Source organism: Sphingomonas desiccabilis (genome assembly GCF_004135605.1).
GTDB classification, from domain to species: domain Bacteria; phylum Pseudomonadota; class Alphaproteobacteria; order Sphingomonadales; family Sphingomonadaceae; genus Sphingomonas; species Sphingomonas desiccabilis.
Genome location: NZ_SDPT01000001.1, coordinates 1,745,164 through 1,757,769, shown reverse-complemented (window position 1 = coordinate 1,757,769; position 12,606 = coordinate 1,745,164). Strand labels below are relative to the sequence as shown.

General features: G+C 67.6%; 5 protein-coding genes and 1 tRNA gene. All 6 read left to right on the top strand.

Annotated features, from left to right (window positions below):
• Nucleotides 1-49 precede the first annotated feature (49 nt).
• The 6 genes from EO081_RS08170 to EO081_RS08145 all read left to right on the top strand — a co-directional run bounded on the left by EO081_RS08170 (nt 50) and on the right by EO081_RS08145 (nt 12,606).
• Nucleotides 50-126 (top strand) — tRNA-Met (locus EO081_RS08170).
• Between the two features lie 283 nt (nt 127-409).
• Nucleotides 410-2,206, top strand: a complete 1,797-nt coding sequence (locus EO081_RS08165; RefSeq protein WP_129341339.1) for a PAS domain-containing protein — start codon at nt 410-412, stop codon at nt 2,204-2,206.
• A gap of 255 nt (nt 2,207-2,461) precedes the next feature.
• Nucleotides 2,462-7,801 (top strand): BapA/Bap/LapF family large adhesin, encoded by a 5,340-nt coding sequence (locus tag EO081_RS08160; RefSeq protein ID WP_129341338.1) that lies wholly within the window; start codon nt 2,462-2,464, stop codon nt 7,799-7,801.
• A gap of 130 nt (nt 7,802-7,931) precedes the next feature.
• Nucleotides 7,932-9,203, top strand: coding sequence for a TolC family protein (locus EO081_RS08155; protein ID WP_240697591.1), 1,272 nt, complete (start codon nt 7,932-7,934; stop codon nt 9,201-9,203).
• Nucleotides 9,200-11,413 (top strand): type I secretion system permease/ATPase, encoded by a 2,214-nt coding sequence (locus tag EO081_RS08150; protein WP_129341336.1) that lies wholly within the window; start codon nt 9,200-9,202, stop codon nt 11,411-11,413. The genes EO081_RS08155 and EO081_RS08150 overlap by 4 nt, the downstream gene beginning before the upstream one ends.
• Complete coding sequence (locus EO081_RS08145) at nt 11,413-12,606, top strand: beta-barrel domain-containing protein (protein WP_129341335.1); 1,194 nt, start codon at nt 11,413-11,415, stop codon at nt 12,604-12,606. The genes EO081_RS08150 and EO081_RS08145 overlap by 1 nt, the downstream gene beginning before the upstream one ends.

Below are 12,606 nucleotides of genomic sequence, written 5' to 3'. Positions count from 1 at the left end.
GGCTCCCGCCTTTCGGAAAAAGCGCCCTGAAGCCAACGCTCGCAATTGGCGCGGGGTGGAGCAGCCCGGTAGCTCGTCAGGCTCATAACCTGAAGGTCACAGGTTCAAATCCTGTCCCCGCAACCAACACTCAACACACAGCAAAGCCCGCCAGGTCCAACGACCTCGCGGGCTTTGTTGCGTCCGGGGTCGGCGGCTCGCTGATGCGGAAGCGGCCATTGGCGCCTGGAAACGGCTGTGCAGATCCCCGGCTTCGGCGCCGCGGCCGACACGCCGCAAGCCGCAGCCGTGTTGGGGCTTCGTAGTCCCGCGGAGCACGTTGACATCTTCTTCGTTGATGCGAGCATTGGCCGAAAACGGGAGAGAAAGATGATCAAGGGAGGTCCCGCTGCAGCTCGGCAATAGCTTGATGGCGGCTCGTATCCGCGAAAAGGACTGGTCGTCGACCGCCCTGGGGCTGCGCCAGCATTGGCCGCTGGAACTCACCACGACGCTGGGCCTGATTCTGGACTCGGCTTTCCCGCAATGCCTCGTATGGGGCGACGATCTCCTTGCCTTCTTCAACGACGCCTACATGGGGGTGCTTGGCAAGAAGCCCGATGCGCTGGGGCGCTCCTTTCGGGAGATATGGGCAGAGACCTGGGACGAGGTCCGCGAGATCATCGGGGCCGCGATGCGCGGCGATGCGAGCTTTCACGAAAATCTGGCGCTGGAGCTGGAGCGGGGGAGCGGCCCCGAGAAGACCTGGTGGACCTTCTCCGTTTCGCCCGTGCGCTACGCCAGCGACCGTGTGGCGGGCGTGCTTGTCACCGCGTGGGAAACCACCAAGCTGCTCCTGGCAGAGCAGGAAGCGGTGCATCAGGCGCACGAACTGCAGCGGTTCAGCGCCCTGGTGCCCGAAATGCTTTGGGTGACGCGGATTCCCAACCAGGTCGCCTGGGCGAACCAGCGGATGATCGACTTCCTGGGTGTCGATCCCACCACCATCGGGGACGATTGGCCCTCGATCGTTCACCCGGACGACGTCCAGGCCATCCGCCTGCGATTCGAAAAGGCGCTTTCCCGACGCACCATCTTCGAAAGCCGCCACCGGCTGCGGCGCGCCGATGGTCAGTACCGTTGGGTGCTGGTGCGGTCCGAACCGGAGGTGGGATCGGACGGCGAGATCGAGGGCTGGTACAGTGCTGCGACCGATGTGCATGATTGGCATCTCGCCATGGAGTCGATGCACTCGAAGGAGGAATTGTTTGAGACGTTCGCGCACTCCAGCCACAAGGTGCTCTGGATCGTCGACGTCGAAAGTCAGCAGATCGAATATCTAGCTGGCGACACCGCGCACCTTTGGGGAGAACAGACGGGCTCGCAGATCCGAAGTTGGAACGATTGGTTGGCGACCGTTCATCCCGACGATCGGGACCAGCAGATCGACTTCCTGCCGCGCCTGCAAGCAGGTGAACTGATATGCGAGGAATATCGGGTCATCGGCGACGAAGGCCAGATCCGGAAGCTACGGGAGACGCTGTTCGCAGTATCGGACAGCGCGGGCAACATTCGCAGCATCGGTGGCATCGCCGAACGGATCGATGCGCCAGACCACCAGCAGGTCTATCTGGTGGGGTTCGAGCCTGGGGACGAGGCGCGGCTAGCCGGTCGCTTCTGGCGGCGCGGCTTCAAACCCCGGATCTTCGACACCGTTGACCAGTTCGTGAAGATTGCGAGCGCCCTGCAGGCGGGCTGCATCCTGTTCTGCGTTCCCAGTGCGCCCAACAGCTTGGGCCGGATCCTGGGCGCGTTGGGCGCGCGTCGTTCGGCGTTCCGCACCATCGCCCTCACTCCCGAGCATGGCGACGCGCAGGAGGTACGCTCGCTGATGAAGATGGGTGCGTTCGATGTGCTTCCCGAAACCGGGGGCGCGGAGGAGCAGATGCTGCGAACGGTGCGGGAGGCGCTTCACGCACTGACAGAACGGAAGGAAGCGAACGCGGCCGGGGCGCAATCCGCCCGCGAACGCCTTGCCGCACTGTCGCCGCGCGAGCGGGAGGTGCTCACCCGCCTGCTTACCGGTTTGAGCAGCAAGCTCATCGCCAAGGAGCTTGGCCTCAGCCCCCGCACGATCGAGGTGCACCGCGCCAACATCAAGGACAAGCTTCAGGTCGGAACCATGTCCGAAGCCATGGCACTGGCCGCATCGGCGGGGTTGACCTGAGCGGCGACAATACTCGCATGGTTTCCCAAAAGTAAAAGCCGGTGTCCTCTTCTACGTAGTCACGTAGGGGCTTGGTCCAATAGGATCGGCATTTCTCTCCAAATACATAGGTCGCTGGAAGGGCGACCGCTCCCGAGCGCGAATGCGCGTTCGGGCAAGACGGTCGTTGCCCCCGCAGGCGGCGTGAGCCGTCGAAGACCGTACCCTGGACCGCCGTTCGGCGGGAGCTTGGGACCAAGAGGGAGATGACGAGCCGTGAGTGCACAGACGAGTGATCCTGTCGCTGCCGATGCCAATCCTGCTGGCACGACCACCCTCACTCCAGGAACGAGCGGCGTCGTAAAACTTCCCTATGCGCCCGCTGAAGTCGCCGGCTTCGCGCGCGAGGGAGATGCGCTGGTGGTCCGCCTGCAGGATGGCGGGACCACGCGCGTTGAAAATTTCTACACGCCCGCCACGGATGGAACGCCCAGGGACCTGCTGCTGCAGGGGAGCGACGGCCACGTCTGGCTTGCCCGCGCACCAGCGGGGGGCACGGATTTCAGCTTCATCGAGATTGCCGCCGGCGACCAGTTGGTTGGCGGCGCCGTAGGCGCTGGCGCGGCGAGTGGCCTGGGTGCGTTCGCAGGCCCGCTGGCCGGCATTGCCGCAGGCTTTGCTGGTGGCCTGGTCGGAGGCGCCATCACCGGCGACGATTCCGAAGATTCGGATGCTGATGCTGATGCGGACGCCGACGCGGACGCTGACGCCGACGCCGACGCTGACGCTGACGCTGACGCTGACGCGGATGCGGACGCTGACGCGGATGCGGATGCGGATGCGGATGCTGACGCGGATGCGGATGCGGATGCGGACGCCGACGCGGACGCGGATGCGGACGCGGATGCGGACGCCGATGCTGACGCGGATGCGGACGCCGATGCTGACGCGGATGCGGACGCCGATGCTGACGCGGATGCGGACGCCGACGCGGACGCCGATGCTGATGCCGATGCCGACGCGGATGCCGACGCCGACGCTGATGCGGACGCGGATGCCGATGCGGACGCCGATGCCGATGCCGATGCCGATGCGGATGCGGATGCGGACGCTGATGCGGATGCGGACGCCGACGCGGACGCTGATGCCGATGCGGACGCGGATGCGGACGCTGACGCCGACGCTGACGCGGATGCGGATGCGGACGCCGATGCTGACGCTGACGCGGATGCCGACGCCGACGCCGACGCCGATGCGGACGCGGATGCTGATGCCGACGCCGACGCAGATGCCGACGCGGATGCTGACGCGGATGCCGATGCTGACGCTGACGCTGACGCTGACGCTGATGCTGACGCGGATGCCGATGCCGATGCGGATGCGGATGCGGACGCTGACGCTGATGCTGATGCTGATGCTGATGCTGATGCTGATGCTGATGCGGATGCGGACGCCGACGCGGACGCTGATGCCGATGCGGACGCGGATGCGGACGCTGACGCCGACGCTGACGCGGATGCTGACGCGGATGCGGACGCCGACGCGGACGCCGATGCTGACGCTGACGCTGACGCGGATGCGGATGCGGACGCCGACGCCGACGCCGATGCGGACGCGGATGCTGATGCCGATGCCGACGCGGATGCCGACGCGGATGCCGACGCGGATGCCGATGCTGACGCTGACGCGGATGCTGACGCGGATGCGGATGCGGACGCCGACGCTGACGCTGACGCGGATGCGGACGCCGATGCTGACGCGGATGCGGACGCCGATGCTGACGCGGATGCGGATGCGGACGCCGACGCCGACGCGGACGCCGATGCGGACGCGGACGCCGATGCGGATGCGGACGCCGATGCTGACGCGGATGCGGACGCCGACGCCGACGCCGACGCGGACGCAGATGCCGACGCTGACGCGGATGCGGATGCGGACGCCGACGCAGATGCCGACGCCGATGCGGACGCTGACGCGGATGCGGACGCCGACGCCGATGCTGACGCGGACGCGGACGCCGATGCGGACGCCGACGCGGACGCCGATGCGGATGCGGATGCGGACGCCGATGCGGATGCGGACGCGGATGCGGACGCCGACGCGGACGCTGATGCCGACGCCGACGCCGATGCCGATGCGGACGCTGACGCGGATGCGGACGCTGATGCCGATGCGGACGCTGACGCCGACGCCGACGCTGACGCGGATGCGGACGCCGACGCGGACGCTGATGCCGACGCCGATGCGGACGCTGACGCGGATGCGGATGCCGACGCTGATGCGGACGCGGATGCCGATGCTGACGCTGATGCGGACGCCGATGCCGACGCGGACGCGGACGCGGACGCTGATGCTGACGCGGATGCCGACGCCGACGCCGACGCTGATGCTGACGCGGATGCCGACGCCGACGCGGATGCGGACGCCGATGCTGACGCGGATGCGGACGCCGACGCGGACGCTGATGCCGACGCCGATGCCGATGCCGATGCCGATGCCGACGCTGACGCTGACGCCGACGCTGATGCCGACGCCGATGCGGACGCTGACGCGGATGCGGATGCCGACGCTGATGCGGACGCGGATGCCGATGCTGACGCTGATGCGGACGCCGATGCGGACGCCGACGCGGACGCGGACGCGGACGCTGATGCTGACGCGGATGCCGACGCCGACGCTGATGCTGACGCGGATGCCGACGCCGACGCGGATGCGGACGCCGATGCTGACGCGGATGCGGACGCCGACGCGGACGCTGATGCCGACGCCGATGCCGATGCCGATGCCGACGCTGACGCTGACGCCGACGCTGATGCAGATGCTGACGCTGACGCTGACGCGGATGCCGATGCCGATGCCGATGCCGATGCTGACGCCGATGCTGACGCTGACGCTGACGCTGATGCCGATGCGGATGCCGACGCCGACGCTGATGCAGACGCAGATGCCGATGCGGATGCTGATGCTGACGCTGATGCGGATGCTGATGCTGACGCTGATGCGGATGCTGATGCTGACGCTGATGCGGATGCTGATGCTGACGCTGATGCGGATGCTGACGCGGATGCGGATGCGGATGCGGATGCGGATGCGGATGCTGATGCCGATGCCGATGCCGACGCCGACGCGGATGCGGATGCGGACGCCGACGCTGACGCGGATGCTGATGCTGACGCTGATGCGGATGCTGATGCGGATGCGGATGCGGATGCGGACGCCGACGCTGACGCTGATGCCGACGCAGATGCCGACGCCGATGCTGACGCGGATGCTGATGCCGACGCGGATGCCGACGCCGACGCCGACGCGGATGCCGACGCTGATGCTGACGCCGACGCGGATGCTGACGCCGACGCGGATGCGGATGCGGACGCCGATGCTGACGCCGATGCTGACGCTGATGCCGATGCGGATGCTGATGCCGACGCAGATGCCGATGCCGATGCGGACGCGGATGCTGATGCCGACGCGGATGCCGATGCTGATGCCGATGCCGATGCCGACGCGGATGCGGATGCGGATGCTGACGCTGACGCGGATGCCGACGCCGATGCTGATGCCGACGCCGATGCCGACGCTGACGCCGACGTCGTGGCTTACGACGACGTCGTGACGGTCCAGGTGGATGTCACCCCGGAGGTTACCACGCGTTTGGAAACGGACGGCACGTCCGTCACGCTGAATGTCGGGAGCTTCTCCGACAGCTTCCTCTTCGAGGTGCCGTCAGGAGCGGTGACGGACGCGACCTTCGAGGTGACCGTCGGCGGCCTTGCGGGCGTGCTGCCCAACGCCACGGCCGTGCTGGAGGTGCAGACGGACACCGGCTGGGTGCGGGTGGGCGACGCCTCTCAAGGCGGGGTGCTGGACCTGCTCACTGTTGCCGGGCGTGGCTTCACGGTAACTGCGGAGGATCTCCAGGCCGGCAACTATCGCCTGACCTACGGCGGCGGCGGTACGCTGGGCATCGGAACGACCGTAAACCTGACGGCCGAGCTGGCCGACACCAGCCTCACGAACTTCGAGGTGGTCAGCGCCCCCGCCGTAACCGGCAACGTGTTCGCCGCGTCGGATGCCGGCCTGGCAGACGAGCGCGGTCCTGGCGACGGGGCGGTGCTGGAGGTGCTCGTCGGCGGCACCTATGTTGCGGTCACGGCAGGGACGGAAGTCACGGGCGAGTTCGGGATACTGGAGATCAATCCCGACGGCAGCTTCACCTACACGCCGGATGTGGAGGCGGGCGACATCGGTCAGGTCGACAGCTTCGGCTACCGGCTGACCGGCCCGGACGGATCGTCCGAAGCGACCCTGAACGTTCGCCTGGATAGCCCCGACGCAGACATCATTTGGGATGATATCGACTTTGGTGCGCCCGGCACCGCGGTTGTGGCCGTCGGCGACACCGCGGAAGCGGGCATCGTGCTCGGGCCGCGGGTCGGCGATCCGACGACCAACGCCAATGCGATCGGCTATACCAGCGTCCTCACTGGCGGCCGGGACACCTACGATTTCGCCGTCTCGGAAAACACTACCGCGGACTTCACGCTGGATGTGCGTTCCAGTTCCGTCCTCAACTTGTTGGGGAATACGACGTTCACGCTTCAGCAGTTCACCAACGGCCGCTGGGTCACCGTCACCGACGGCAGCGGGGGTTCGCTGATCGACCTCGTCGGTCTAACCGGCGGCGGTGTTCGAGCCGTGATCGACGATCTCACGGCCGGCAGCTACCGCGTGACGGTTTCGAACGGCGGGCTGGGCTTGATCACGACCATCACCGGCTCGGCTACGGTGCAGACGACCTATCTGAACGAGCTTGAGGCGCGCGATGTCGTTGCGACGACCGGCAACGTGCTCACGGGCGCAGACCAGGACTTCCTGGGCTCGGAGCAAACAGTGCTGCGTATCGAGCAGGGTGAGGGCGTGTACGTGGCTCCAGGCTTCGGCGGCGAGCGGGTCGTCGGTGACCATGGTGTCCTGGTCATCCAGGCAAACGGCGACTTCACCTACACGCCATTCGAGGATGATGCGGGCATCGGCGAGACGGACCGCTTCACCTACCAGCTCGTGCACCCCAACGGCGACGCGGTCACCGCTGAACTGGCGGTCACCATCGGGCAGGCGACGGCCGACGTCTTGGTGGCGGAGGAGGTGCAGCCGAATGAAGCAGCGTTGCTGGACCTGCATGCCGACGTCGTCCTTCTGGACGGACTGACCGCGCTGTCCCTGTCGACGGACATCGGACATGAGGCCCGGCTGCCGTCGGACGCGGCAGGAATGACGCTTCCGGCGGACGATACGGGTATGCCGGATCCGACCCTGCTGGAACTCCATGGGGACACCGTGGTGCTGGCCGGAGTGGACGATCTGTCTGTTCAGACCGGAGGCGAGGACACGCACACCGCCCTCGTCGGGCTCGATGGCGATGGGGTTACCCTGCCGGCGTTCGAGGACGTGCTCCAGATCGAGCCCGTGGCGAACGAGCAGATCGACCCGTCGGCGACCCCGGACGCAGCCGACAATCCACATGTCGAAACGGCCGTAGCCGTCGAGATCGAGCCGGTGATCCTGGTCGAAAGTCCCTTGCACGATCCGTGGGCGAATGCCGCTTCCCACGTCTGACCAAGGGCCATCACAGGTCAGCAACGTCCACCGCCGGCAGCCATCCCGCTGCCGGCGGTGGTTCGCCGCGGCGGTCGGCCTCGCGATGATCGGGAGCGGGACGTTCCCCCTGGCCTATGCGCAGGAGGGAGTGCCCGCCCCGACGATCGGCCCCCCGGCGCCGCCGGGTCTCGAGCCGCTCGGCGCGTTGTCGCTGGACGTGGCGGTCCGCCGGGCAGTCGAATGGAACCCTTCGATCGAAGAGGCGGTGGCGAGGATCGGCGCGAACGAGGCGGAGGTCCGCGTCGCGCGCGCCGGCTATTATCCCACGATCCGCGGCGGCGTCGGCACGCAATACGACAACCGCCTGCGCAACACCGCGTGGCTTCCGCGTCCGCAGCTCTCCGTCTCGCAGATGATCGTCGACTTCGGAAAGGTGTCCAGCGACGTGGCCGCGGCGCGGGCAGGCGTGGAAGTCAGCCGCGCGCAGCTGTTGCTGGCGGTGGACAGCCTGGTGCGCGACACCGCCCAGGTCGTCATCGAGATCCAGCGGCACGAGGCGCTGCTCACAGTTGCGGACGCCCAGCTCGAAAGCGTGCTCGCGATCAACACGCTGGTCCAGCACCGCACCCGAAACGGCGCCAGCACCCGTTCGGACGCGGTGCAGGCGGAGGCACGGGTGGAGGCGGCGCGCGTCTCCGTGCTGGAGATCCGCGCCCAGCTGGAGCGGTGGCGCGGGGTTCTGGGTTATCTGATCGGCAGCAAGGGCCCGGTTGCGCTCGTGCGATCCCAATCGCCCGCGTGGCTCGACCGGGTGTGCGAGGGGCCGGACCCCGACTGGGCGCAGGTGCCGACCGTCCAGGAGGCGAGTGCGCGCCGCGAGGAGGCGACGGCACGCCTTCGCCGCAGCCGCGCCGATGCGCTTCCGACGCTGTCCCTCGACGCAGGTGCCGCTGCGGATTTGCGCGACCCGATCTCGACCAGCAGCAATTATAATTTCGGGCTGTCGCTCTCCAGCAGCCTGTTCCAGGGCGGGGCGTCGCGGGCCCGGCGGGCCGGTGCGGAGCAATCGCTGCGCGCGGCAGCCGCAGCGGTGGAGGCGAGCAACCTCGATGCCGAGCGCGCGCTGGCAGAGGCCCGCCAGCAGATACCGAGCCTGCGCCAGCGGCGGGCCTCGCTGGAGACCCGGGAAGCGATGATGCGCGAGACCGGCAAACTCTACCGCCTGCAGTATCTGGAAATGGGTACGCGCACGCTGATCGACCTGCTGAACGCGGAGCAGGAACTGCACCAGGTGCTGTTCGACGGCGTGAACGCCGAGCACGACCTGCGGCGGCTGGGGATCGACTGCATGTTCAACAAGGGTGAGGCCCGGGACCGCTTCGCGCTTAGCGGCATGCGGGTTCGCGGAGTGACCTTATGAAGTTCGAGCCTATCGCTGGCGCGGGCGCAATGGAGGAGGCGGCGAACGACTCCGCTGCGGCGGAGATGACGGAACGCTGGGTCGCCGCGCTCCGGCAGGTCGCCACCCAGTTCCGCCTTCCGCAATCGATGCAGGCAGCGCGCCTGTCGGCCGCATGGGACGCGGCGACCGAGCCACGCGACCGGATCGCGAACCTCGCTGGCCGCATGGGGCTGCGGGTGAAGTTCGATGGGGCTACTGCGCTCGATGGCGAGCTTTCGCCCTGGCGCCTTCCGATGATCGTCCAGCTTCGCGACGGACAGGTCGGCGTGCTGACCGGCGCCAGCGAAGGGGGCGAGGCGAGCTTCCTAATGGGCGGGCCGGGGGAGCTTCCGACCACGGTTCAGCTTGCCGAGCTCCGGCAGGCCGCCGAGATGGTGGTACTGGCGCGTCCGGCGCGCGGCATGCCGGACGCCCGGGTGGACGCCTATGTCGAGCCGTTCGAGCCCAGGTGGCTGTCGAAGCTCGCCTTTCAGGAACGCCGCGCCTATGTCCCGGTGCTAGCCGCATCGCTGCTGGTGCATCTGCTGGGCCTGACCGGCGTGCTGTTTTCGATGCAAGTCTATGACCGCGTCGTGCCGGCGGAGTCCTTCCCGACCCTTTATGTGCTGTTCGCCGGCGTGCTCCTGGCGATCGGCTTCGACTTCGTGCTGCGGCAGCTGCGCACGGGCGTCATCGACCTCTTGGGGAAACGCGCGGACCTGCGCATTTCGGACCGGGTATTCGGGCACGCCCTGCGCGTCCGCAACCGGGCACGGCCGGTCTCGACGGGAAGCTTCACGGCGCAATTGCGCGACCTGGACCAGGTGCGCGAACTGATGACCTCCAGCACGGTCGCTGCGATCGCGGACCTGCCGTTCTTCTTCCTGTTCCTCGTGATCTTCTGGTTCATCGGCGGGACCCTCGTGCTGGTTCCGCTGGTGGCACTGGTGCTGCTGGTGATTCCCGCCGTTCTCGCCCAGCCGAAGCTGCGCGCCTACGCGGTCGAGGCGGCTCGCGAGGCGTCGCTTCGAAGCGGGATGCTGGTCGAGGTCGTGCAGGGCCTCGAGGACGTGAAGACGCTCCAGGCGGAGGAGCGCTTCCAGCAGCAATGGAACCATCTCAACGCCGTCACCGGCGAGGCCCAGTTGCGGCTGCGCGGGCTGACCGCCCGGCTCGTGTCCTGGACGCAGACGGTGCAGATGGGCGTCTATGCGGCCGTCATCTTCTTCGGCGCCCCCCTTGTCATGGCGGGAGACCTGACCACCGGCGCGCTGGTGGGTGCCTCCATGCTGGGGTCCCGGATGATGACTCCGCTCGCCCAGGTGACGCAGGTGCTCAGCCGGCTTCAGCAGGCACGGACGAGCGTCGGGGGTCTCAACCGGGTCATGGCGCTGCCGGTGGATCATCCAAACCGGGAATCGCGCGTGCACCTGGCCCATATCGCCGGCGACCTGGCGGTGCGGGATGCGGTGTTTCGCTATGGCGATCCCCAGTCCCCGGCCGCTCTGACCGTCAGCCGGCTCCAGATCTCGGCCGGCGAGAAGATCGCGATCCTTGGCCGCAACGGCGCCGGCAAGTCGACGCTTCTTCAGGCGCTGTCGGGCCTTCTGGAGCCGGTCTCGGGTGAGGTGCTGATCGACGACGTGGCGCTGGGCCAAGTCGATCCGGCCGACGTGCGGCGCGACATCAGCCTCTTGTCGCAGCGCGCGCGGCTCTTCCACGGCACCATCCGCGACAATCTGCTGATGGGCGCGCCGCACGCCACGGACGAGGATATCCGCTCGGTACTCGCGACCGTCGGCGCGGACGAGTTCGTCCGGCGCCTGCCGCGCGGCCTGGAGCATCTGATCTTCGAGGGCGGCTCCGGTCTTTCGGGCGGTCAGGTCCAGGCGCTGCTGCTCGCCCGGCTGCTGATCCGCAATCCATCGGTGATCCTGCTGGATGAACCGACCGCCTCGATGGACGAGGCGACGGAGCGGAACTTCATCGCCCGTTTCCGCGAGTGGAGCGCGGCGCGAACGGTGGTGATCGCCACGCACCGCACCCGTGCGCTGGAGTTGGTCGATCGGCTGATCGTGGTGGAGGGCGGCCGCATCGTCGCCGATGGGCCGCGTGACGAGGTTCTGGAACGGCTTCGTGCCCCCCGTCCACCGGCGAAGGTCGTGCCGGTACGAAAGGATCGGATCTGATGGCGACGAGCGCCGACGTCCTCAATGGCGCCTGGGTATTCGGCGATGCCGACGGCGCACGTCTCGGTCGTGCGATGCGGCTGATCTGGGTGATCGTCGCGTGCATGGCCGCGCTGTTCGCCTGGGCCTATTTCGCGCGGCTGGACGAAGTGGCGACCGGGGCAGGGCGGGTGGTGCCTTCCACGCGCGAGCAGGTGATCCAGTCGCTCGAGGGCGGCATCCTGGCAAAGCTTCAGGTGAAGCAGGACGACATCGTCCAGCCGGGCCAGATCCTGGCGCAACTCGATCCGACCCAGAGTGCCTCCACCTTCGAGGAGAGTGCGGCCAAATACCGCGCGGCCCTCGCAAGCGTCGCTCGGCTGGAGGCGGAGGTCGGGCAGACCGCGCCCGTGTTCCCGGGAGAGCTCGATCCCTATCCCGAGCTCAAGGCCAAGGAACTGCGGTTGTACCAGGCGCGTCGAAGCAGCCTGGACAAGTCGCTCGCCTGGCTCCGGCGGTCGATCGCGCTGCTGACAAACGAAGTCCAGATCGGCCAGCGGTTGATCGCAGTCGGTGCCTCGAGCAACGTCGAGGTCCTCCGCCTGCAGCGGCAGCTGGCCGACCTGGAGCTCAAGCAGGCGGATCTTACCTCGGAATATATCGTCCAGGCGCGCGAGGAACTGGCGAAGGCTAATGCCGAGGTGGCGACGCTCTCGCCGGTGGTGAAGGGGCGTGCCGACACGCTCGCCCGCCTGACGCTCCGGTCGCCGGTGCGCGGCATCGTCAAGAACATCGAGGTGTCGACTATCGGCGGCGTCATCCCGCCCAATGGCCGGCTGATGGACATCGTGCCGCTGGACGACAAGCTTCTTGTCGAGGCACGCATCTCGCCCCGCGACATCGCGTTCATCCATCCGAACCAGCCTGCCAGCGTCAAGATCACCGCTTATGACTATGCCATCTACGGCGGGTTGAAGGGGCAGGTCGCGACCATCTCGCCGGACACCATCAAGGACGAGGCGAAGCCGGACGTCGAATATTATCGCGTGCTGATCCGCACCGACCGCGACGCGCTGGTGAACAAGGAAGGTCGCCGCTTCCCGATCGTGCCCGGCATGGTCGCGACCGCCGACATCCACACCGGCAGCAAGACGGTGTTCCAATACCTGGTGAAGCCGTTCAACCGAGGGCGGGAGGCCTTGCGGGAGCGGTGA